25 protein-coding genes are annotated in these 22,560 nt (G+C 48.0%); 5 read left to right on the top strand and 20 right to left on the bottom strand.

Going from position 1 to position 22,560, the window contains the following annotated elements; translation table 11 throughout:
* Nucleotides 1-14: 14 nt before the first annotated feature.
* Nucleotides 15-1,025: a S66 family peptidase gene (locus tag ACTRXI_RS02890; RefSeq protein WP_474260986.1), complete on the bottom strand. Its 1,011-nt coding sequence runs from the start codon at nucleotides 1,023-1,025 to the stop codon at nucleotides 15-17.
* Nucleotides 1,026-1,157: 132 nt separating this feature from the next.
* Here ACTRXI_RS02890 and ACTRXI_RS02885 point away from each other — a divergent pair, with 132 nt between their 5' ends.
* The gene (locus ACTRXI_RS02885; protein ID WP_474260985.1) at nucleotides 1,158-2,102 is read left to right on the top strand and encodes a DMT family transporter; all 945 of its coding nucleotides are present in this window, start codon (nucleotides 1,158-1,160) and stop codon (nucleotides 2,100-2,102) included.
* 35 nt (nucleotides 2,103-2,137) lie between these two features.
* Here the strand turns inward: ACTRXI_RS02885 and ACTRXI_RS02880 are convergent, their stop codons facing one another.
* From ACTRXI_RS02880 to ACTRXI_RS02860, 5 genes are all read right to left on the bottom strand, one after another.
* A complete protein-coding gene (locus tag ACTRXI_RS02880; RefSeq protein WP_474260984.1) occupies nucleotides 2,138-2,971 on the bottom strand; it encodes a 1,4-dihydroxy-6-naphthoate synthase in 834 nt (277 codons plus the stop codon).
* The gene (locus tag ACTRXI_RS02875; protein ID WP_474260983.1) at nucleotides 2,968-3,624 is read right to left on the bottom strand and encodes a futalosine hydrolase; all 657 of its coding nucleotides are present in this window, start codon (nucleotides 3,622-3,624) and stop codon (nucleotides 2,968-2,970) included. The genes ACTRXI_RS02880 and ACTRXI_RS02875 overlap by 4 nt, the downstream gene beginning before the upstream one ends.
* A gap of 136 nt (nucleotides 3,625-3,760) precedes the next feature.
* Nucleotides 3,761-4,309, bottom strand: coding sequence for a GNAT family N-acetyltransferase (locus ACTRXI_RS02870; protein WP_474260982.1), 549 nt, complete (start codon nucleotides 4,307-4,309; stop codon nucleotides 3,761-3,763).
* Between the two features lie 109 nt (nucleotides 4,310-4,418).
* The gene (locus ACTRXI_RS02865) at nucleotides 4,419-5,261 is read right to left on the bottom strand and encodes an arylamine N-acetyltransferase (protein WP_474260981.1); all 843 of its coding nucleotides are present in this window, start codon (nucleotides 5,259-5,261) and stop codon (nucleotides 4,419-4,421) included.
* A 256-nt stretch (nucleotides 5,262-5,517) separates the two neighbouring features.
* On the bottom strand, nucleotides 5,518-6,696 hold the full coding sequence (locus tag ACTRXI_RS02860) for an MFS transporter (protein WP_474260980.1): 1,179 nt from the start codon (nucleotides 6,694-6,696) through the stop codon (nucleotides 5,518-5,520).
* 102 nt (nucleotides 6,697-6,798) lie between these two features.
* On the opposite strand from ACTRXI_RS02860, the gene ACTRXI_RS02855 reads away from it, so the two are divergent.
* Entirely contained in the window at nucleotides 6,799-8,127 is a 1,329-nt protein-coding gene (locus tag ACTRXI_RS02855; protein ID WP_474260979.1) for a dihydrolipoyl dehydrogenase family protein, read from the top strand.
* Here ACTRXI_RS02855 and ACTRXI_RS02850 read toward each other — a convergent pair.
* From ACTRXI_RS02850 to ACTRXI_RS02825, 6 genes are all read right to left on the bottom strand, one after another.
* On the bottom strand, nucleotides 8,124-8,624 hold the full coding sequence (locus ACTRXI_RS02850; protein ID WP_474260978.1) for a metallophosphoesterase family protein: 501 nt from the start codon (nucleotides 8,622-8,624) through the stop codon (nucleotides 8,124-8,126). The genes ACTRXI_RS02855 and ACTRXI_RS02850 overlap by 4 nt on opposite strands.
* 51 nt (nucleotides 8,625-8,675) lie before the next feature.
* Nucleotides 8,676-9,122, bottom strand: coding sequence for a DUF4064 domain-containing protein (locus tag ACTRXI_RS02845; RefSeq protein ID WP_474260977.1), 447 nt, complete (start codon nucleotides 9,120-9,122; stop codon nucleotides 8,676-8,678).
* 72 nt (nucleotides 9,123-9,194) lie between these two features.
* Nucleotides 9,195-10,154 (bottom strand): ABC transporter permease, encoded by a 960-nt coding sequence (locus tag ACTRXI_RS02840; RefSeq protein WP_474260976.1) that lies wholly within the window; start codon nucleotides 10,152-10,154, stop codon nucleotides 9,195-9,197.
* On the bottom strand, nucleotides 10,151-11,077 hold the full coding sequence (locus ACTRXI_RS02835; protein WP_474260975.1) for an ABC transporter ATP-binding protein: 927 nt from the start codon (nucleotides 11,075-11,077) through the stop codon (nucleotides 10,151-10,153). Before ACTRXI_RS02835 ends, ACTRXI_RS02840 begins: the two co-directional genes overlap by 4 nt.
* Nucleotides 11,078-11,234: 157 nt before the next feature.
* Complete coding sequence (locus ACTRXI_RS02830; RefSeq protein ID WP_474260974.1) at nucleotides 11,235-12,944, bottom strand: FAD-dependent oxidoreductase; 1,710 nt, start codon at nucleotides 12,942-12,944, stop codon at nucleotides 11,235-11,237.
* Nucleotides 12,945-12,963: 19 nt separating this feature from the next.
* Nucleotides 12,964-13,425 (bottom strand): GNAT family N-acetyltransferase, encoded by a 462-nt coding sequence (locus ACTRXI_RS02825; RefSeq protein WP_474260973.1) that lies wholly within the window; start codon nucleotides 13,423-13,425, stop codon nucleotides 12,964-12,966.
* 265 nt (nucleotides 13,426-13,690) lie between these two features.
* Between ACTRXI_RS02825 and ACTRXI_RS02820 the strand changes: the two genes are divergently transcribed.
* On the top strand, nucleotides 13,691-14,551 hold the full coding sequence (locus tag ACTRXI_RS02820; protein ID WP_474260972.1) for a Cof-type HAD-IIB family hydrolase: 861 nt from the start codon (nucleotides 13,691-13,693) through the stop codon (nucleotides 14,549-14,551).
* A gap of 235 nt (nucleotides 14,552-14,786) precedes the next feature.
* Here ACTRXI_RS02820 and ACTRXI_RS02815 read toward each other — a convergent pair whose 3' ends face one another.
* From ACTRXI_RS02815 to ACTRXI_RS02805, 3 genes are all read right to left on the bottom strand, one after another.
* Complete coding sequence (locus ACTRXI_RS02815) at nucleotides 14,787-16,250, bottom strand: catalase (protein ID WP_474260971.1); 1,464 nt, start codon at nucleotides 16,248-16,250, stop codon at nucleotides 14,787-14,789.
* Between the two features lie 272 nt (nucleotides 16,251-16,522).
* Nucleotides 16,523-17,299: an alpha/beta fold hydrolase gene (locus tag ACTRXI_RS02810; RefSeq protein ID WP_474260970.1), complete on the bottom strand. Its 777-nt coding sequence runs from the start codon at nucleotides 17,297-17,299 to the stop codon at nucleotides 16,523-16,525.
* Between the two features lie 81 nt (nucleotides 17,300-17,380).
* The gene (locus ACTRXI_RS02805) at nucleotides 17,381-17,971 is read right to left on the bottom strand and encodes an HD domain-containing protein (RefSeq protein WP_474260969.1); all 591 of its coding nucleotides are present in this window, start codon (nucleotides 17,969-17,971) and stop codon (nucleotides 17,381-17,383) included.
* Between the two features lie 91 nt (nucleotides 17,972-18,062).
* Here ACTRXI_RS02805 and ACTRXI_RS02800 point away from each other — a divergent pair, with 91 nt between their 5' ends.
* Nucleotides 18,063-18,698: a YIP1 family protein gene (locus ACTRXI_RS02800; protein WP_474260968.1), complete on the top strand. Its 636-nt coding sequence runs from the start codon at nucleotides 18,063-18,065 to the stop codon at nucleotides 18,696-18,698.
* Between the two features lie 20 nt (nucleotides 18,699-18,718).
* Here the strand turns inward: ACTRXI_RS02800 and dinB are convergent, their stop codons facing one another.
* Entirely contained in the window at nucleotides 18,719-19,837 is a 1,119-nt protein-coding gene (gene dinB, locus ACTRXI_RS02795; protein WP_474260967.1) for a DNA polymerase IV, read from the bottom strand.
* A gap of 209 nt (nucleotides 19,838-20,046) precedes the next feature.
* On the opposite strand from dinB, the gene ACTRXI_RS02790 reads away from it, so the two are divergent.
* On the top strand, nucleotides 20,047-20,316 hold the full coding sequence (locus tag ACTRXI_RS02790; RefSeq protein WP_474260966.1) for a glutaredoxin family protein: 270 nt from the start codon (nucleotides 20,047-20,049) through the stop codon (nucleotides 20,314-20,316).
* A gap of 268 nt (nucleotides 20,317-20,584) precedes the next feature.
* On the opposite strand, the gene ACTRXI_RS02785 is transcribed toward ACTRXI_RS02790, so the two are convergent.
* The 4 genes from ACTRXI_RS02785 to ACTRXI_RS02770 all read right to left on the bottom strand — a co-directional run bounded on the left by ACTRXI_RS02785 (nucleotide 20,585) and on the right by ACTRXI_RS02770 (nucleotide 22,533).
* Nucleotides 20,585-21,025: a PH domain-containing protein gene (locus ACTRXI_RS02785; protein WP_474260965.1), complete on the bottom strand. Its 441-nt coding sequence runs from the start codon at nucleotides 21,023-21,025 to the stop codon at nucleotides 20,585-20,587.
* Nucleotides 21,026-21,038: 13 nt separating this feature from the next.
* Nucleotides 21,039-21,401, bottom strand: coding sequence for a hypothetical protein (locus ACTRXI_RS02780; protein WP_474260964.1), 363 nt, complete (start codon nucleotides 21,399-21,401; stop codon nucleotides 21,039-21,041).
* A 111-nt stretch (nucleotides 21,402-21,512) separates the two neighbouring features.
* Nucleotides 21,513-22,127: a hypothetical protein gene (locus ACTRXI_RS02775; RefSeq protein WP_474260963.1), complete on the bottom strand. Its 615-nt coding sequence runs from the start codon at nucleotides 22,125-22,127 to the stop codon at nucleotides 21,513-21,515.
* Between the two features lie 61 nt (nucleotides 22,128-22,188).
* Nucleotides 22,189-22,533, bottom strand: a complete 345-nt coding sequence (locus ACTRXI_RS02770) for a nuclear transport factor 2 family protein (RefSeq protein ID WP_474260961.1) — start codon at nucleotides 22,531-22,533, stop codon at nucleotides 22,189-22,191.
* Nucleotides 22,534-22,560: the final 27 nt, after the last annotated feature.

Here is a 22,560-nt window from a genome sequence, read left to right as displayed (position 1 = left end):
GATGGTCCCTCCCTCTATGATTTTCTCATGGTCATCTCAGCCTGGCCCCGGTCAAAACGAAGGTTTGCAAATGCCCCGTTAATAAACGTCCACTGCGGGGGCATGTGGCCAATATCAGCGTCATACCAGACAGGAAGGCGGCCGCCGAACAGCTCCTTCAGGCTGTCCTCCATGGTAAAACCTTCTGTATCATTGTATCCTTCGGGCCGGCCCAGAAGTATGCCGGCAGCGTTGTCCAGCCACCCGGCCTGCTGCAGCTGCCAGAGGGAGCGGTGCATTTCTGCTGCATCCATGCCTGTAGATTCCAGGTACCAAATGACTTTTTCTGAACGCCACTCCTGTACCCGGTCCAGAGGAGTGCCGACAAGACGCGGGAGCGTATTCAGGCAACCGCCGAGCAGACGACCACTCAATTCATCCGTATTCGCCCCTTCAAGATGCTTCCAGGACGTCTTTGTATCGAGCACAAATCCTGAGCCGGGCTGCTCAAACGCCTTCTTCCAGGACGACTGATAATACGAGCTTGAGTGCTGATAAATGGCTTCGCCCAGCGGAGCTTTTAAAGCCCGTTCCCATTTTTTTGTCACGTCGTCCCAGATAGGCGCAGCCAGATCAAACAGATTCGTGCCATGAGCCGAAGCCGTTCCGGTCATCATCGTGTAGGCAAAGGCAAGTGTACTCGTATCAGAGTATCCTAGTATCCAGGTGGGCGGCAGTTCACGAAGCCATTCCCATTCCAGCAGGGGCAGAATATCTATAATTCTTTCCCCTCCCCACGGAGGCATCACTACTTGTACCTCCGGGTCTGCCAGTGCCATCATCAACTCCTCAGCTCTTTGAAAACGATCTGTACTTGCTGCCTTTTGCTGCCTCCAGGCCGTTTCTCCCACCCGTACGTGAAACCCTCTCGTACGGACTTTTTCTACTGCCTGCTGAAGCACCCCGTGTAAAGACGCAGGTACTCCGCTCGACGGAGCTGTTACATAAATGGTATCTCCCTTTTTTAGAGCTTCAGGGTACTTCATACTCCACCTGCTTTCTTTACCTGATTTTTTTCATAAGCACAGTGTGCCGCCATTTTTATTCAACAGAATATTGGGAAAAATTTTTAGCTGTGGTACAATAACCAAATATTATATTGAAGGTGGTCCTCATAAATGAAAGCTATTTTGCTGGGCCTTACAGCAGCCCTCTTTTTTTCTGTCACATTTGTTTTGAACCGTTCGATGGAGCTTTCCGGCGGCCACTGGACCTGGAGCGCGTCGCTTCGTTATTTTTTTATGCTGCCCATGCTTATCGCAATCGTCGGAGCACAGAAACGGCTTCGCCCCGTCTTTCATCATCTCCGCGCCCGTCCTTCCGAGTGGCTTCTTTGGAGCACAGTCGGTTTTGGACTCTTTTACGCCCCCATAGCCTTTTCCACCGTCTATGGTCCTGGCTGGCTTGTCGCCGCCACTTTTCAAATTACCATCATTGCCGGGTCGCTGCTTGTGCCTTTTTTACATAAAACATCCGGATCGAAGCAGCGCATCCCGCTCCAGAGCGTACTAATCTCTTTAGTGATTCTTGCGGGAGTGTTTATTATGCAGGCTGAACATGCTTCAGCGGTGCCGCTACTGAATGTCTGGCTCTGTGTTCTTCCCCTTCTGCTGGCTGCCTTTGCCTATCCGCTTGGCAACCGGAAAATGATGCACGTGGCCGGAAACGGACTCACTACTTTCCAGCGGGTGCTTGGCATGACTATTGCGAGCATGCCCTTTTGGATTATTTTAGCATTGTATGGAGCTTCCGTACACGGACTTCCCGGCAGGTCTCAGATTTCCCAGTCCTTCATCGTTGCTGTTTCCTCCGGAATCATTGCTACTGTCCTGTTTTTTTACGCCACAGAACTAGTGAAAAACGATACTGCTAAATTAGCTGGAGTCGAAGCGACTCAGTCTGGGGAAGTGCTGTTTGCCCTTATCGGTGAAATGCTTCTGCTTCATACAGCAGCACCTTCGGCCTTGACGTTCTCCGGCATTGCGCTCGTGCTCGCAGGCATGATTCTTCACAGCCTCCGCGCCGCCTTGGCAGCGAGGAAAATGAAAACTGCAGATATATAAGAAGCTCCGCCTGTTTCCAGGTGAAGCTTCTTTGTTTAATACAGCCTGATTTTTTTCAGATCAAAGGAAGGGATTAATTCTTCTTCCATCGCCCGTCCAAGCAGGGTTTCCACAGCGGCGTACCCGTCCTCACCAAGCTTGCGGGTGAATTCGTTAACATACAGCTCGATGTGGGACTGAGCCACCTCCGGTGACATCTCCTGAGCGTTTTCCATGACAAAATCACTTGATGCCTCCGGGTGCTCCCAGGCGTATTCCACAGAGCGCCGGGCATTATCTGCGAGCGCCTGCGTATCTAAATGGCGGCGGGCAATGATCGCTCCAAGCGGAATTGGGAATCCCGTGTCCCTTTCCCACCAGCTGCCCATATCCTCTACAAGCGACAGGCCATAATTATGGTACGTGAATCTGGCTTCATGAATGACAAGGCCGGCATCTATTTCGCCGTCCCGGACTGCCGGCATAATATCATCGAAAGGCATCACTTTAATTTCTCCAACACCTTCAGGAATCACTTTGGATGCCCATAAACGAAACAGCAGATAAGCTGTGGACCGTTCACTCGGAACCGCTACCGTTTTTCCGATCAAATGCTCGGGCGTTTTTTCGCCTTTTGTTAATACTAAAGGGCCGCAGCCGTACCCAAGGGCACCACCGCTCGGAAGAAGAGCATAATCTTCAAGCACCCACGGAAGAGCCGCGTAGGAAATTTTCATCACTTCCGGCCCTTCTTTGTTTGCAGCCCAATGGTTAGTGATATCAATGTCTGCAAATGTGACCTCCGGAGCTTCTGTATCTTTTAACAATCCATGCGTCCAGGCATGGAACACGAACGTGTCGTTCGGACACGGGGAAAAAGCTATTTTCATGATGATGTAACCTCCTGCAATATAAGTACAGCCGATCGCAGAGAATCCAGTGCTCCCGGTATGTTCCAGGCGTCCCTGTCTCTTGGCCCGACTTCATTTGATATGGCGCGTAATTCCATTACCGGAATTCCGAAATAGCTGGCGGCCACTGCCACGCCGTAGCCCTCCATTGCTTCTGCCGCAGCATCTTCATATAAAAACGCCCGCTGATTCACCGTTGCCTGTGTACCGGTTACGGTTGACACAGAAAGCACCGGGGCTTCAACAGCTGAAATCCCCTGTTCCGCAAGACGCCGGACTAACTCAGGCGTGTATTTTTTTTCTGCCTGGAAACGTGTCGGCCCCAGCCCAAGCTTTTCCAGCGGAGCAAATCCTTCCTCTGTTTCTGCCCCCATATCCGCGGCGACGATTTCGCTGGCTGCCACAATATCACCCAGCCAGGCTTTATCCGGAAATGCACCCGCAATACCGGCGTTTATAACTAGATCATAGTCTTGTTCAGCAAGCAGCAGCGATGTCCGGACACTCATCTGTGCTGCTCCGACACCGCCTACCTGCACCTCCCAGGCGTCTTCTGCCTCCACTGCTGCCTGCAGGGCTTCTTTTTCTGCCTCTACAGAAACCATTACCAGTACAGATGGTTTTTTCTCCATGCGCTTCCCTCCAAGCCATAATCAAGCTTCTGCTGCCCGCCTATAAAAAAGACACGAGCGCAGATGGCTCCTGTCATTTTATTATGAACCTTTTACCGCAAAATTTCCAGAAATGCGGTAACCACCGGCAGGGGAATTAACGCAGCTTCTCCCACTCCTCTTCGAGCATGCTCATCTCCACAAGAGACCAATAGGTGTTTCCTACAAGACGAAGATCCCGTTTTACCCCCTCGCGCTGAAAGCCGGCACGCTCATAGCAGCGCAAAGCGGAAGCGTTAAAATCAAAAACTCCGAGCGCCACCCGGTGCAGCTGCAATTCGTCAAAAGCGATCCGGCACACCTCCCGGACCATCCACTGCCCGAGACCCACACCGCGCATCGTTTCCTCTCCCACGAGCACCTTGCCTATCCGCCCGGAACGATCGTGGTAGTTAATGGCCCCAAGCGATATGTGACCGACGGGGACACCTGTCGTTTGATGCAGGGCAGTATAGACAAGCCGTTTAGGATTATCTCCCTCCTGCTGTCTGCGGTAATCATCGAGCTGCTCTGCATTCAGCGGGTATGTAAAAGCTTCTCCGCTCCACTGCTTTAAAAAATCGGCCGACGGCACCCACTCGATTAACCTGTCATAATGCTCCCGCTTAAAGGGTACCAGTTTCACCTCAGCAATCGCGTTATTCAATCCAGACACCTGCCCTGTGTTAATATTGTCTGTCTATCATATGCGATACAGATAACCGCCCGCAACCGTCTTCAAACAAAAAAACCGGCGCAGACAGCGCCGGTTTCACTTAAGATGCTTCTTCTTTATTTAAGGAGGCGAATACGTCTATCCCTTTAGCTTCGAGATATTCGATCGCTTTTCGCACAGGCAGCTTTCCGAGTCCGAATTCATGCTGAACCACTTCTTCGATTTCTTCAATCGACTGCAGATCTCTTTTTTCCGTAGTTCCGTCTGGATGATAAATGCGCATCCGGTTATTTTTCAGCGTAATGTTTCGCGTTGGCTGCCACATCTGCAGTCTCAACAGCGACATAAACATAGCGTCTTCCCGGTGGGAATGCTCTACCATATCGTTAAGATATTTCTGGCTTCTCGGCTGGTCAGCGTTAAATACCCACTGATCTTTTGTCAGCGTCCCTTTTATATATCGTTTAAATTCATACAACTGGTTTTCTTTATCCACCGGACTGATGACAATTTTTTCATCATGATACATATAAATATTCCGGTCGGACCTCTCCAGGCGCACCGGTGAAAAAATCGGTGCCGAAACGGCACAGTCCACGAGAATACGCTCGCCCTGCAGCCTGACAACAGTCGCAATGTGTTCCGGACCCATGTTAATGTTGTAAGCATCAAAGCCTAAATCCTGAAGTATAGCCGCCACCTTCTGATTAACGGTAAAACACGTTCCGCCGAACTTGTATTTTTCGAAATTATCGACAAAGCTCTGCGTGTCCGGCGTGTAATTTTTCCAGGAATTTTCCCGGTGGTATATTAGTTTGCTCGCATTTTCAAATGGAAAAGTAAACAAGTGAGCGTTCATAATTTTGGCCAGATAAGAAAAAGAAGGTTCCTCCACCGTCAAACGTAGGGATTTCAAATAGCGCTTCGTACTGCTTTTAACCATGTTCACCACTCCTATTTATCTGGATTATCTAAATATATCTTTTATTGTGTTCCTGCTTGGATTTTTATCATATCATTATTTTCTGAAAATTTCGAGTAATTAGAGGGTGATATAGAAATTACTTTGTCATATTTTCTATCATTACCCTTTCTTGTTTATATTATTCCTACGTATTTTTTCGATAAAACCTATTCAGAAGAAAAAATATGTTAAATAAATTCACATAAAATGAAAAAGAAGCCGTTTAACGACTTCTTTACTGCTTTGGCACACGTATTCCTAAAGCTGTTACAAAGCTGGCAGTGTAAATCAAAGCGAGAACACCGAAGGCCCATTCGACAGACACAGCCTGGCTTACTGCGGTGCTGAGCACCGGCCCGATACTGGCACCGATAAATAAAATAAATGTATACAGCGACGTTGCAACCCCTCTCACTTCAGCACCCACCTGGTTGATGAGCGCAATAATCGCAGGAACGATTAAACCAGCTCCGACCGTAAACAGTACGCTCCATGTTACAAGCAGCCATAAGCTGTCGGTCGCGATCATCAGCAAAAGTGAGAGCGCTCCGATACCGAGACCGGCGCGAAGGATAAACGGAGTGCCGACATGCCTGCTCCATTTCCCTGTGAAAAAAGCAACACTGATGCCTAGCAGCCCCGTGGCCCGGACGTATAAAATGTCGCCCTGGCTTAGTTGGAATGCGCTCTGCAGGTACTGCCCGAGCGAAGAATACATCCCCACAAAAACCATCAGCACCGAAAAAGTGACGATAAAGCAGAGCAGCAGGCTCTTGTTTCTGGCCGCCGTCTGCAACTGCGAGAAAAAAGACGGCTTACTGCCCGTTTTTCCTTTCGACGGATCTACCGGAAGCAGACGCCACATTAAAATAAAGGTGAGCACATACACAACACCGAGCAGCAAAAAGGCCCAGTGCCAGCTGGCTGCCTGAATGGCGGCACTGCTCCACGTCTGCCCGAAAATCCCGGCAATTAAAAAGCCGGCGCTGATAAACCCGATAACCGAACCTCTCTTAGCCGGTGCAAACATATCTCCAATGTAAGCGAGAGCCACTGGAGAAAATGAAGCCGCCGCGAGTCCCTGGAGAGCCCGGCCGATAAGCAGAGCAGAAAAGGTCGGCACCCAACCGATCAGCAGGGTGACAACAGCGAGCACAAGCAGACCCGTTACGATCGTACGTTTTCTCCCCGCCCGTTCCGATAACGGTCCGTACAGCAGGCAGCCAGCTGCAAAAAAGATGGAAAAAACACTCCCTGCCCAGGCAGCTTCCCCGGCAGAAATGCGAAATGCTTCCGAAAAAGTTGGTATCAGCGGTATTGTCATGTACAAACTCGACATCACAATCAGCCCTGACCAGAACAAAAGCCCGGTCGTCAATCGTTCGGAGCGGAGTTCACTTGTTTCGTACTGCATATGCTTTTCCTTCTTTCAAGTGATATTTTTCCATTTTGGAATTTCGTTTCATTTCTTCCGGCAAAAGGAATAGAAACGAAGAAATTAAAGGAGGTAAATACTATGTATGACGCGATCGTAATCGGGAGCGGTTCGGCGGGCATGACCGCTGCAGGAAACTTAAACGGAGCCGGATGGAATACAGCAATAGTGGATGAACGTCCCTACGGCGGCACCTGCGCCCTGCGTGGATGCGACCCGAAGAAGGTGCTCATCCATGCTTCAGAGGTTCTCGACCAGGCCCAGCGCCTGCAAGGCCTTGGTCTTGAAGGCAATTTATCCATCCACTGGGAAGATTTAATGAATTTCAAGCGCACGTTCGTCCAGGGCGTGCCGGAAACTATCGAACAAAGCTTAAAAGACAGCGGGATCGACACCCTGCACGGACGCGCCCGTTTTATCGACCGGGAAACGATAGAAGTAGGTGGCCGCCATATTAAGAGTAAAAAATTCGTGCTCGCCACCGGCGCAAGCCCTGCCACTCTTCCGATTAAAGGATCTGAACATATGCTCAGCAGCGATGATTTTCTCGAACTCGATCAGCTGCCATCAAGCATTGTTTTTATCGGGGGCGGTTATATTTCCTTTGAATTTGCCCACCTTGCCAAACGGGCGGGAGCCGATGTTCATATTCTACAGCGCGGAGATCGTGCATTGAAAGGATTTGATACTGAGCTTGTCCAAAAGCTCATTGACTACTCCGAATCGATCGGTGTGCATGTACACCTGCATACCGAAGCAGACGAAATACATCCCGAGAGTCAAGGCTATCAGGTTTATACGAATACAGAATACACCTTTTATGGCGATATTATCGTTCATGGCAGTGGCCGTACACCGAACGTACAAACGCTGGATCTGGAAAAAGCAGACGCTGCCTATAATAAAAAGCAGGGTGTGACTGTAAATGAATATCTGCAGAGCACGACCAATGAAAATATTTATGCTGCCGGCGACTGCGCCGATACAGCCGGCAGCCCGTTAACTCCATTAGCCGGCTTTGAGGCAGGCTGCGCATCCACCAACCTGCTCGAAAACAACAGTACGCCCATTCAATACGGACCGATCGCTTCTGCAGCATTCACCGTGCCCGGTTTAACAGCGGTAGGTCTGACAGGCGATGCTGCCTCCGCCCGCGGACTTTCTACAGTTACTGAAGACGTCAGCTCGTGGTTTACGTACAAGCATAAAAATGAAAAAACAGCTTTTGTAAAATTAATTATTGATAAAGAAAAAGATACCGTTGTTGGTGCCCACGCATTAAACAGCGATGCTGCCTCGTTCATTAACTATATGACGCTTGTCATCCAGCACGAAATCCCGGCGAGCTCTTTATCCCGGACGATGTTTGCTTACCCGACCAATGCTTCGGATCTTCAGTATTTCGTTTAGCTTTTCCTGGGAAAAAATACATGCCGGGCTTCAAAATGGTCATGACTGAGGTCGAGCAGCCCGTATGAGAACATCGCCGCTTTACGCTTATCTGTCGGTGACCCCGGGTTAAACATCAATGTTTTTCCAGCATACCGCAGGTAAGGAATATGGGAATGACCGAAAATAATAATATCCTTTTGGCCGGGGGCAAACGCTTCTCCGGCCCTTTTTTCAGTTGTCCCTTTTTCGCCGTGCCCGTGCACGATACCTATACGCCACCCTTCAAGCACGACTTCCTCCTTTTCATTCACGATATCTTTCATATCGTCTCCGTCCACATTTCCATATACTCCCGTAAGCGGAGCATACTGTCTTAAATCTTCCCACACGCCCGGGTCCTGCCAGTCTCCGGCATGAATAATATAATCAGCCTCTGCAAACTCCTTATAAAGCTCCTCCGGCCACTTTTTTGCCTTTTTCGGCATATGGGTATCGGCAATCACCAGTATTCTCATCCAATCCTCCTCATAAAAAAGAGCTCCGAGTTTCTCGGAGCCCCGTCTCTGTTATTCCGGATATTCCTGTGCCTCTGTGGAATTATCGGCTGGCGTATTCGGCTTGCGCACAATTGCCATAATGCCTGCCACCACGAGCAGGACAAAATGAACAATTGCAAACAAGCTGACTGCTATAAAGCCCGCAATCGCCGCAAGGAAAAACAAAATGCCGGAAGCGACAGAGCGTTTATTGCGCTTCAACAGAAAGACGCCTATCACCGCCAGGATTGTTGCGACCGCTGAAAAGATAATCAGGCTGATTCCCAGATTTGTAGCCTGCGCAGCCACCTCCTGAGCATTCAGCGTCTCTCCTGTTCCTTCCTCCTGAATCATCTGATTTGCTTCCTCTATCGCAGAGACGTCCACAAATAGAAAAATAATTCCTAAAACGATGCCGAGGCCGCTTAAAACAGCCGCAATAATTCCAAGCACTTTTTCTGCCGTACGTTTCACCATAGGCGCACACTCCTCTTCATTTACTTTCAGTTATTTTGTTCCCTGTCTATACCGGGATTCAAACAACCTTCGTTAACCGGTTACGCTGATTTCTCTTTTTTTGAACATCCACACCGCAAACCCCATAAAAATCAGCCAGTACACAATCAGGACGACAACGGAAAAACCAAGCGTCATACTCTCCACCGGCGGTCCACCACTTGTAAAGTACTGATTCAGGTTCGTGTTTGCAAACAGCAGGTACTTCGGCCAGTCGTAGGCAATAGCCAGAGTACTTGTTACACCGGCGCCCACTACGTATAACAGAACACTGATGGCAATCGCCATCGCTTCACTCCGGAAAATGGCTGAAATGGCAAAAGCCAGTGTCGCAAGCATGACAAAATTCACTGAGCCGGTCAGGTAATCGATCGCAAGGGCAAGCACCTGCGGCCGTTGTTCGACCTCTCCGTCCGTGTAGATTAACTGGGTGGAAGGTTCACCAAATCCAAAGAAAAGAGCTCCCAGGATAAATGAGGCCCCGAAAAGCAGAGCGAGCATTGCAATAGCATAAAGGATCACTGTGAGGTATTTGGACGTTAGTATCTTAATCCTGGACGGCGGGCGGACCAGCAGCAGCTTAATAGTCCCGCTTTTAAACTCAGAGGAAATGATCGTAGCCGCTACAATAATAACAAAAATACTCAGCAGATCGAGCAGCCCTGCGTTCGTGCTCATGAACGACCAGACGCTTTCCCCTGTCGCGCTCTGCGGCGGGAGATCATTTTGAATACGGTATTCGTCTTCCGCAATTCTCTGCTCGTAGAACTCCGCTGCAGCCCCGCTGTCCTCGAGCGCCTGCTGATCTTCTTCAATCCGTTGCTCCAGCTGAGCTTTCCACTGCTCTTCAGACGGTAGCTCTTCCGCTGACGGCTGATTAGTGAGGGAATAAATAAGAACACCTACCACTCCGAGCAGCAGAATCGCCGTCATCACCCATGTACTGATACGCCAGAACAGCTTCATCCATTCGTTTTGAATCAGGCGGATCATGAGGAGCCCTCCTTCGACGTTGCTTGAAGAAACCGGTCTTCGAGCGTTTGTTTGTCTTCTTTTGCTTCGTAAAGGTCAAATCCGGCTTCTATGACATAGCGCAGCAGGGCAGGGACATTCTCTTTTTCTATGTAGATCGTCAGCCGTTGGTCTGCTTCTTCTATTTTCAGATCCGGATAAGCTTCTTTCACCACCTGCATGGCAGCCTCCAGCTTCTGCGGACCTACATCAATCTGGTAAGGAAGCTGGCGCCCTTCTTCTTCTGAGACGCGCTGATCTTCAATGTTAATCAGCTTACCGTCCTGGATAATTGCGAAACGGTCGCACATCAGCTCCATTTCTGAGAGCAAATGGCTCGAAACAAGCACAGCAAGCCCTTCCTCCTCGGCAAGCCGGCGCAGGTAAGCCCGAACCATTCGAATCCCTTCCGGGTCCAGGCCGTTAGTTGGCTCATCCAGAATCAGCAGCTTCGGCCGGTGCAAAAGCGCCTGGGCGATACCGAGCCGCTGCTTCATTCCTAACGAAAACGTCCGCACTTTTTTCTTTTTCACATGCTCCAGCTTTACAAGTCCGAGCAGTTCGTCAATGCGTTCGTGATCCACCTTGCCATTCATCCTGGCAAAATGGACCAGATTCTTTTCCGCTGTTAGATGATTGTACATTTCCGGGTTTTCCACGATGGCTCCAACCTGTTTAATCGCCTTCGCGTATGATTTTTGGATGCTGTACCCGTCGATAAGAATATCTCCGGACGAAATAGGGGCTAGTCCGACCATCATACGGATCGTCGTCGTTTTTCCCGCGCCGTTCGGTCCAAGAAAGCCAAAAACCTCTCCCGGCTCGACAGAGAATTTCAGATCTTGAATGATCTGTTTACCGTGAATACGCTTATGTACATCATTCACTTCTAAAATCGATGACATGGTTTCCTCTCCTTACTTATAGGCATTCAACCCGTTCATTTTCCTATTTTTGGAATGTATATGTCAATGTTTTCTTTCGTTTTTACGTAATACATGTCCTGGCGTTTCAAAAAGCCGGCGTCCGCTGTATACGGTACCGGCTTTAAGGGAAGCTTTCTTATTTACTGAATGTCAGCTGTTTTTTCCATCTGCGGCTGATCAGCTTGAAATTTTGATACCACTTCCGCGCTTCCTGCTCCTCGAGGTCCCATTCAGCCCCCGCTGCAAGAAACAGCTCAACTGCATCCTTCCAGCTGCTCCATCCTGCAGCATCGCTGTGAAAAAGCAGATAACCATCCGGCCGTACGAGCATAGATTCCCCCGGCCCAATTAATTGCCTGAATTCCCTGCTTAAATGCCTTTCACTCCAGCATAAAATATCATCAGGCTGTCCCATCGTCGGTGTCGGCGCGACTAACGCAGGCTGTACCATGCTGCCAAAATACGGCGCGGACTTACGAATCCACCTCTTAATAAACGCATATTCCTTATCAATCCGGCTGCCGCTTGTGCGCATCACAAATAAAAATTTTCCTTCCTGCAAATGCTCATATAACCTGGTTTTACGGTTCTCAAAATCCGTTAATGCTGCATCAGGCACTCTGTCTCCTGGATGCAGTACGCCTTCACGCCTGAGCTCTTCCTTCAACGGCGGTGCCGACGCCCGGTATCTCACAGACAAATGCGACAGTCGGCGGATAAAGGCCTCCGGGAGCTGTTCAATCATCTCCACCATTTTCAGCGTTCGGTTTCTTGCCTGCACAGCAATCGGCTTTTGCACAGTCAGGCTTCGAACCGTCCAATCCGTCGTCCGGTTAACTTTTCTTGCGACTGGAAGCCGTTCAGTCTCATATGACTTAAGCAGTGTTTCCGGGCAGGCCCTTGCACATACCATTCCAAGCTTCCAGCTTAAATTAATGCTGTCCTGGATGCCTAGATTCACACTCTGGCTTGTCATCGGGTGATGAGCATGTGCCGCTTCACCGACTAAAAACACGTCCCCTGCCCGAAACTCTTTTGCCTGATGAAACACAGCCTGCTTCGACTGCACCGTCACCGCCTTTTGCATTGACAACGGGCGGCCAGTGATTTTTTGATAGAGCCCCCGCAGAGAAGCTTCCGTATTTTTAAGGCGGGCGTCTGGGTTGTCGCGGTCGATCATCATGATTCTTGCCTGGTGACCGGGAAGGTCTGCGGCAAACATAATTCCTTTTTTATTAAACATCATGGACGGAGCATTGTTTGTCATCCGCTGCTCTGTATTAATATCTGCCATTATTAATTCAGAGCCGCCCTCCATTTTGCATTTAATGGAAGCAAGCTCCCTGACAACACTTTCAATCCCGTCGGCCCCGACGACATAATCAGCAATTATCCGCTCCTCCATATTATTTTTTTCGATTAACGCTTCTGTTTTTAAACCATTCTGCTTCAGCTGCGTAATGCGCGTGCCCCATTCCACAGATGTTTTCACTAACGCACGCTGCAGGACACGCTGTACATCACAGTTAGCGAGCGACAATACATATGGATACAAAGATTCTTCTTTCAAAAAATCGAAGGAGGGAGTAAAAATCTTTTTTCCTTCGTAATTGAATTCCAGTGAATGATAGGGTATACCTATCTCCAGCAATGGCTTTGTCAGTTTAATGCTTTCTAGCATTTCCAGCGTCCGCGCATATAGAAGCAGTGCTTTTGGTTCGTGGGCAGGGGACTTTTTAGCTTCAAGCAGTCGGACATTTACATCATAGCGTTCCAAAGCCCGTGCCAGCACAAGTCCTTCGATGCTTGTACCGGCGATAATAATATTCGTATGACTCGTAACCATCTCTCCAGCCCCCATCCTCTTAAAGCTCTTTATGCACTGTAACCCGTTTTGGTTCATACCCGATTTTTTTATAGAAGGCTTCTGCTATATAATTCTGTGCCAAATAGTCCAGCTCAAGCCTATCTGCCCCGTAGTCCCGCGCAGCATATTCCGCCTCTTTCATTAAAAAAGCTCCGACGCCCTGGCCCTGGTGTTGATCCTTCACTACAATCTGGTAAATGTAGCCGTAGTGCGAGGGACGTTTAAAATCGCTGCCTTTTTCTTTGCGAAGCTCAAGCCAGACGTACCCCAGCGGCTCTTCGTCTTCGACAGCGATAAAAAACATGTGGCAGTCGTCAGCGAGCTTTTTTTCAAAATATGATTGAGCCGACGGCTGATCATAAGGGAAGAAAAGTTCAGGATGAAGGTTTACGTGCCATTCGTGCAGTGACTGATTTAACTGGCTGAGCAGCACCGGGTCTTCTGTTCTTTTAATGTACATAACCACGCCCCCTATTCAATATCCTGCGCATTCTTTTTCCTTTGATACCTTCTTGTCTTACTTTTCCATATCCTTCTACGGCCATTAAAAAGATTCTCCGGACATGAGCAATCCAGGATTTTTACACATCTTCCGAACGAAGCTGTATAATCATGTTACCATTATTATACAAATTTTTGCGCGTAATTTCGTTGTTCACGATATTTTATGTTAAAGTATAAAAGGTTTATGCTTTTAACCTCGTCTAGTAATGGGAGGACACAACATGTTTTCAATGGTCGCAATTGACTTGGACGGCACTCTTTTAAACAGCGAAAACCAATTAGATGACAAAACGATACAAACACTTGAAACAGCGGCCGGAAATGGCCTTGATATCGTTATTGCTACAGGCAGAGCCCACTTTGACGTATGGAATATACTTAAAAACACTTCTCTTCACCCGTGGGTGATTTCTGCGAACGGGGCTGCTGTTCATTCTCCCGCCCGTGAGTTGTATATCTCTGTGCCACTTCCAAAGGAGACAGGGATGGAAGTACTTTCATGGCTGCATCAGCACGAATTCTATTATGAAGCGTTTACAGAAAAAGCAATCTACACTCCCCACAACAGCCGGGAGCTGCTTCAAATCGAGCAGGACCGTATTAAAAGCGCCAATCCTCATGCAGATACAGCTTCCATGCAGAAGGCAGCGGAACGGCAGTACAGCCAAACTGGATTTTCTTTTATTGAAAGCTATCTCGATCTGCATGATATGAACGTTTCCCTGTATAATATTTTGGCGGTCTCTTTCATCGAAGAAAAGCGCCAGACAGGCATTGACCACTTTAAAAACCGGGAAGATTTAACCCTCGTTACTTCAGGTGATCATAATTTTGAGGTTGAACATACGGGAGCTTCGAAGGGGCTTGCGCTTGAAAGACTTGCTACAGAGCTTGCTGTACCGTTAAAAGATACTGCCGCCATCGGAGACAATTACAATGATATCAGTATGCTAAAAACAGCCGGCTATGCCGTCGCTATCGGAAACGCTGTGGATGAAGTCAAAACCATTAGCGACCATATTGTTGGCACAAACGACGAGCACGGCGTTGCGGAAGCTATTACATACATGCTGAATTCTTAAACGATGCATTTTTTCATCTGTCTTTATCATACCACGTGCTGAAACATTTTCGTCTTTCTTTTCAAAATATAAACAGAGGCGCTGAAACTTCACTGCATAAGCCGGGTTCCGAAGAATTTCTTTGGATCCCGGCTTTTTTCATAAAAAAATCCCGTGCCTGAAAAGGCACGGGTGCAAGTTGTGAGTGGATGATGCATAAAATTAAAATTGGTGATTGCGCAAACGGTGATACTGCTTACGCTTCTTCTTGCGGTACTTTATAGCCGAGTCCTTCTGCAATGCGGCGTCCGTAGTCTGGATCCGCTTTGTAGAAGATTTCTAATTGACGTTTAATAATTTCATCCTTGCGGACTGGTTTCATGTGGCCCACAAATGCATCAACGAGACGCTGCTTTTCGTCCTCGCTCATCATGCGGTACAGGTCGCCTGCCTGCGTGTAGTGATCGTCGTCAGGATAAGGTGTGCTTGCAACCTTGCCTTCTACATCAAACGGGCTGATTTCTGCTGCCGCGTCTTCAGTAGGACCACCGTAGCTGTTCGGTTCATAGTTTTTCGAACCGCCGCCGTTGTCATCTGTACGCATAAAGCCGTCACGCTGATAGTTGTTTGTCCCGCTTACTGGTTTGTTAACCGGAATCTGCTCATGGTTCGCCCCTACGCGGTAACGGTGAGCGTCGGAGTAAGAGAAAAGACGTCCCTGCAGCATTTTATCTGGAGAAGCCTCAATGCCAGGTACGAAGTGTCCCGGAGAAAACGCAGCCTGCTCTACTTCTGCGAAGTAGTTCTCAGGATTTTTGTTTAATGTCATACGGCCGACTTCAATACGTGGATAGTCTTCCTTCGACCAGATTTTAGTTACATCAAACGGATCCCATTTGTACGTGAGTGCTTCTTCATAAGGCATGATCTGTACATACAGTGTCCAGGAAGGATAATCTCCTGCTTCAATAGCATTGAATAGATCTTCTGTATGATAGTCCGGGTTTTCCCCAGCTATTTGATTTGCTGTTGGCTCGTCAAGGTTTTTAACGCCCTGATCACTGACAAAGTGGTATTTTACCCAGAATGCTTCTCCCTGGTCGTTGACCCACTTAAATGTGTGACTGCCGTAGCCATTCATGTGGCGCCACGTTGCCGGAATACCACGGTCACCGTGCAGATACGTGATCTGGTGCAGCGACTCTGGAGAAAGGGACCAGAAGTCAAATGCCATATCCGGATCTTTCAGGTGCGTCTGCGGGTCGCGTTTTTGTGTGTGGATGAAATCCGGGAATTTAATAGCGTCACGAATAAAGAAGATTGGCGTATTGTTACCTACGAGGTCGTAGTTACCTTCTTCTGTATAGAATTTCACGGAGAAACCGCGCGGGTCACGTACTGTGTCCGCTGAACCGGATTCGCCCGCCACTGTGGAAAAGCGGATGAACATTGGTGTTTCTTTGCCTTTTTCGCTTAAGAAATCAGCTTTGGTATATTTAGAAATTTCATCGTTTGTCACTTCAAATACACCATGAGCACCGCCGCCTTTTGCGTGAACGACACGCTCAGGAATGCGCTCGCGGTTAAAGTGAGCAAGTTTTTCTAAAAGGTGTACGTCCTGAATAAGAGTGGGACCTCTGGTGCCTGCTGTCAACGAGTTCTGGTTATCTCCTACTGGAGCACCTGAACCGGTTGTTTGTACATTTTTACGATCAGCCATGCTTTCATCACCTCTTAATTATTTTCATATTCCATATGATAACATATCCCACATAAAAATCAATATTATTTTATAACAATTTTAATCTGGGAAATAGCTTTTCAAACCTTTCACACCTTAAAAACAGCTTAAACCCTTCAAAAACCATTATTTCTATCGACTCAATTGAATATCTGCCTCTTCAATTGAAAATCACAGCGGCTCTCCGGCGTTCTGAGCAAAAGAGCAGGCCGATTCGTTTAGTAAACGTGCTCTTGCTCTTTTTATCGGCTTTATTTCAAAAATTCTCTGACTTCTTCTACGAATCGTTCATGCTCTTCAACGTTTATGCCGTGACCCGAATGTTCATATTCCACAAACCGGCACGAAGGAATCAGATCAGCTATTTCCCTCCCGTATTCCGGCGGATTCAGGCCGTCGTATTTTCCGCTGATCACAAGTGAGTCCGCTTCTACAAAAGGAAGCTGGTCCCGGAAGTCAAACCCCTTTAAAGCATCAGACGCTGCCTGCTCTTCTTCGGCATTCAGCTCGACAGCACGGTCTTCGATCTGCTTTGACCAATCCTGTACCTTGCCAATATCATGATAGATATACATCGAGGCTTTATTTAGTTTTTCACGGTGGGAAAGACCGCTCAGCTCGGCTTCATGCTCAGCAAACAAGCGCGCCGTGGAAGACGTTTTTCCATGTGCTTTCGGTGCTGTTAACACAAGTTTCGCCACTCTTTTTGGAGCTTCAACAGCTACACCCTGAGCTATATAGCTCCCCATTGAAACACCGACCAGGTGAGCTGATTCAATACTGAGCTCATCCATCATGTGCAGTACGTCCTGTATATGATCTTCCAATGTATATGCTTCAGGCTTGTCTGACCTGCCGTGCCCTCTCATATCAAGTGCTATAACGCGAAATTGGTCTTTCAACTGATCCATTTCACGTTCAAACATCGTGTGATCTCCAGTCAGTCCGTGCAGAAAAATAACAGGATATCCCTGGCCCGCTTCTTTATAATACAAAGTGACTTTGTCCGCACTGCTCATCGTCGACATCTCTTCCATCCCTTCTAAATATCACATTGGGAAAATTGTACCATAAGATATTTCCGGGGTGTTAGTTGAACGTTGCTCTAGTCAATCCTCGCTTGTGAAATACCCCTCATTTAACGCTTCATGCCACCAATGAGCAAAAATTTCTTCTGCAGCAGGGCTGCTGTTTTTCCATGTCTGTGCCCGGTTCTCCACGTCCTGCGGCCGGACACCGTTTTTTCTCCAGGAAGCTCCGTTGGTAAAAATATTCTGTCCCATAGCCTGCATCCGGTCAAGCGAACGGGCAAAGTCTGCCTCGGTACTCTTTTCCTTTTCAAATTCACGCCATCTTTCCATGTACCAACGCCCGAGCTCAGTCGGAAGCCTGCTTTTTATCTTTTCCGCTGCCTGCCATTCCCTTTCTTCCTGATCTTTTTTACCCTCTTCGTTATACGCAAACGTATCGCCGGCATATATTTCCACCAGGTCGTGTATCAACAGCATTTCCACTACTTTCGCAATGTCCATATCCGGATCAACCTCCCGATACAAAAGCAGGGCATACATGCATAAATGCCAGCTGTGCTCTGCGTCGTTCTCCCGGTCGCCATCCTTCTTTAATGAAGCACGCTGAATGGATTTCATTTCGTCAAACAGTTCCAGTGTTTCTAAAATAGAAAATAGCCTGGCATTCACGGCCCAACCTCCTTATACAACCTGTTTTCTTTCTTCAAACTATTGTACACTAACATTAGATGGAAAAAAGATACATTAAGGAAAGCGGGGAATGATCATTATGAATCCCAGGCAGCTGTCAGCTTTGCTTACTGCACCCCGAAAAACGTACCGGCAATTAAGCGATCATCCAAAGCTTCACTCCACCGCCCTTTGGATCGTTATCATTGCCGGAATGTCTCAGGCCTTTGCACAAAACACCCGGGAAACGGCACCGCTTGAAACGGATTCCGCTTTTTTTACGTTTCTGGCAGCAACCGGTATTATCGCCGCGTTCCTTATATTTCAAATTGTCACTTTTTACTTGAATGGACTGATCCTAAAGCTCGTTATTTTGATATTCCAGGGCAGTATGAACGCCCGGGAAGCCCGGACTATTTACGGACTCTCCCTTTTTCCGCAGGCTATCATTTTCCCCCTCATTTGTTTACTATACATCGGACAACTTGCGGGCAATGATGACACGGCTACGATGCTTACAGCCATCGCCGGGGTTCTCACAGCCGCTGCTTCTATTTGGACTATTGTCACCCAGGTGAATTTAATTTCCGCCGCTGCCGGCTTCTCCGGCGGTAAAGCGTTCGGGGCATTTGTAGTGTTTGCCCTGTTACTGACGCTTCTCATTTTTATTATAGTTATGCTTTTAGCTTTGATAGCTATTTTCTTCTTCGGCGTCTTCTCCAGTTAATCAACTAAAACAGCTGCGTTTTAAAATAGACGCAGCTGTTCGTAATTAACTGTTTTGTAAACCTTGCCACGACCTCCCGTTACTTCTCCCGGACCGTAAAATTCCGAAGCTGTAACTCCCAGAAGCCGGACAGGATCTCCCCCGGAGACCCCTTCCTCGAGTAAAAGACGCAGAGCCTCGAGGAGCTCCGCACGATCATTGCTCGGGTGCTCGAGCGTGGACCGGCGGGTTATCTGCTGAAAATCAGCAAATTTTATTTTCAGCACAATACATTTGGCTCTTATGCCGTCCTTTTTCAGCCTGGCCAGCACCTGATCAAGCAGCTCTTCAATGACTGGAAGCATATCCTGCACAAGCAGAAGGTCCTGCGAAAGCGTCGTCTCTTTTCCGAGCGATTTCCGCTCCCTTTCCGGATTCACCAGACGTTCGTCGATTCCCCGGGCCTGACGGTAAAAAACATGACCCTGCTTATGAAACAATTCCACGAGCCTTGCTTCGCTCAGCTGCTGCAGGTCTTCCCCGGTTGCGATGCCGAGTGAATCAAATTTTCGTTTGGTTACCTTTCCCACTCCGCGAAAATCACCAATGGAAAGAGCCTTTACGAAAGCATCCGCCCGGTCTGGAGTAATAACTGTCAGACCATCCGGCTTATCATAATCCGAAGCCGTCTTTGCAAGAAATTTATTATATGAAACACCGGCAGAGGCAGTGAGACCGGTCTTTTGATAAATTCTTTTCCGTATCTCTTTAGCTGCGAGCGTAGCGGACGGGAGGTTCCAGTGGTTTTCTGTCACATCGAGATAAGCCTCATCCAGGGAAAGAGGCTCCACCAAATCTGTGCAGTCATGAAAGATGGCCATAATTTCACGCGAAACCTCTCTGTATTTCTCCATGTTCCCTTTAATAAAAATGGCCTCCGGGCACCTTCGGTAGGCTTCGTAGGAAGACATAGCGGAATGAATACCGTACGGCCTCGCTTCGTAGGAGCATGTAGCCACGACACCTCTTGACCAGGGAGAACCTCCGACTACTAGAGGCTTGTTCCGTAAACGGGGCTGGTCGCGCTGTTCAATGGCTGCAAAAAAAGCGTCCATATCAATATGAATAATCTTCCGGAGCTTTTGTTCCTCCTGCTTCATTTCCTACGCCCCCTTATACGCGCAGTTTTCTGTTCCTTCTATTATAGCGGACAATACCTCTTTTCACAAACGTACGTTCTTATTCAATAGTATTCTACGGCCTGGCCCTCTGTCCTCTCCATTGCGTTCTCCGGCACTTTGGTATACTATCATAATCGTATAAATACAAAGGCGCCGCGGTACACCCACACCCGATTGGAGGAATATATATGAATTATGAAGTTCAGATTTTTACCCAGCCAAACTGCTCCTCCTGTGCTAAAGTAAAAGGCTGGTTTCAGGAAAACCGTATTTCTTTTATTGAAAAAGATATCGTCAATGACCCACAGGCGAACCAGGAGTTCGGTGCATTAAACGAAAAATTCGTTCCCATTACTATTATTGTTACGGACGACAAAAGATATCAGGTCGTCGGTCCAAATCTGAAAAAAATAAAAACGCTTGTTACTACCGTCGGAATATCCGGCCAAAGCAATTAATGCTAACGGCATTCAGCACTGGTTTTAAGCCAGTGCTTTTTTATATTTATTGAACAAGATCCTTTAGGCCCCGCTGTTCAAATAAAGATGCTTGCGGTTATGCCTCCCGGGGTAAATACCTATAACAGCAGGAATTTGCAGCGAAGGGAGGAAGATTCGTGCCTACAGTGCTTTTTATCGTAACGATAATTATTGCCGGAATGGTTTTAGCTTCTATTGGGTTCTATTTCCTTCGTAAATTTTACGACAAATTATGAAGAAGGACCGTTCACCGCGTGAACCGTCCTTCTTTTGGCATTTCAATATTTTTGTTTTTCGCAGCCAGTTTCTCCAGAAACAATGCTTCGTCTTTCGGTGCAATATGCTGATGACGATTTCCCTCCTGGTAAATCACCTTCAGCCTTTCCGGGGTTGCCCCCTTAATCCATCCGGGCACCTCTTCCACCCGTTGAATAGAGTCATAAGGAATACGCAGCCGGATTAAAAGAGAGGCGTGGACTGCCAGATGCTCTTCGTGCAATTCATATTTTGTGAAAAATACAATCTGTGTCACTAAAATGATAATAACCGCATCAATTACAGCTCTCAGGATGGTCCCCGGCCCTCCATCATACATAAACAGAGCCTGAAAAATAGAATACCCCAGCAGCACAATAGCTATGACCGCAAAGGCGGACAGCAGTCTGCTTCCTTTCGCTCGAAACACCATTATCCGGTCTCCTCTAGTTTTTTTTATCAGAACCGTTTGGTTTCAACCCGTACTTATAAACAATAGGCATAAGAACCATTAAAAGCATCGAATTCGTAAACAGCGGAAGAAAGATTTCGTGAGCTTCCATTACGACCCCGATAAATGAAACAATCAATACCGGCGCCGTTGCCACCAGTATGGTAATTAGTTCGCGTTTTGCACTCCACAGCTGTCTGCTGTCCGCTATTGATAAAATGAGCATCCAGTACACCATGAACGCAAGCGGCATCATGGCATCGATAAGAGGCTGATCCAGCACAAAAAAGAAGACCAGACGCACAGCCGATAGTATAGCTAAAATAACAATAATTAATTGACGAAATGACGACTCCAAGATGTATTCGCTCCCTATTCCCTGCTTTTTGCCGTTCTCGGCTTTACTGTAAACAACGCAAACCCCAGAATCATCCCTATTACATATTTCATCATGCTGTTCTTCCTTCCATTAAGGACGGAATTCCAGATAGACACCGTTTGGATCCTGCACAGTCTCCGTCTCTTCCGCTCCCTGAATAACTACTTTTTCAAGTTCGAAGGCACGCTTTTCCTCCCAGGCAGGCACTAGCGCTTCTGCACCCAGAACGGTCAGCCAGTCGTGTGAATCATAAGGCTCGGGACTGGTAATGAGGACAGACTGCACCTTCTCTTTTCCTCCAATAGGAAGCTCTTCCGCCCAATCAAGCTGAATCTTCGGCCCGGTAGGCGGCTGTAGGAAGGTTCTTCTTTCTTTTTTGTTGATCCCCCATCCATGTTCCTTTGCACGCCGAAGAATACCGGCATGTTCTTCCCCATTTACACGATAGCCAAAGTAGCCGAACGTATCCATTCTTCCTGCGCCAAAGGTGACCCTCACCTGGCCGAGACTCATTTCTATCATCCGGAACGTTAACCCTTTATGACGGAAGTCATCCCACCCAATCGGCGGATCATACCGTTTAATACGATAATCTTCCAGGGCAAAGCGCCCTACTACTTCAAATCCATGACTGCTGTAAAAAGCTTCTGTTTCTTCTACCTCTGTTGTCCAAAAATGGTAATGGAATAGTTCCACATTGTTCACCTCTACTGCCCTTCTGCAGGCTGACTGCACTCGTGCCGAAAATAGCAATTGTGTTCTGCTTCTATGGCTGGTTTGCTTTTTTGGGCGTCCCCTGATGGAAAACAAGCTCCCAGCTGGAGGCCGTCTTCCGCCATATGGAGCTGCGCAGCGAAGTCCCCAGCTCGCTCGTTACGGTATAGGTTGCCAGGTATAAATGCTCCGAAAGCGGTTTTGTTTTATAGTCAGCCACCGTTCTATTGACGGGGCGCTCCTCCTCTAAACCACAAATCACATCTTCCCGGGTAAAAATCCGGCCGGATGCTCCGATTTCCTGGAAATCCTCTGCCAGCAGCCGGCTCACTTCCACAGCCGACCGCCGGATACTTGGCTTTAGCAGGTCTTCCTCGAGCTGGCGTATGTCTTCCATCAGTCTTCACCCTCCTTATGTATGCGA

It is taken from the genome of Marinococcus sp. LNHM4E3-1 (genome assembly GCF_056034405.1).
Note: the sequence above shows the minus strand (reverse complement) of the source record. Positions and strands in the feature narration are given on the sequence as shown.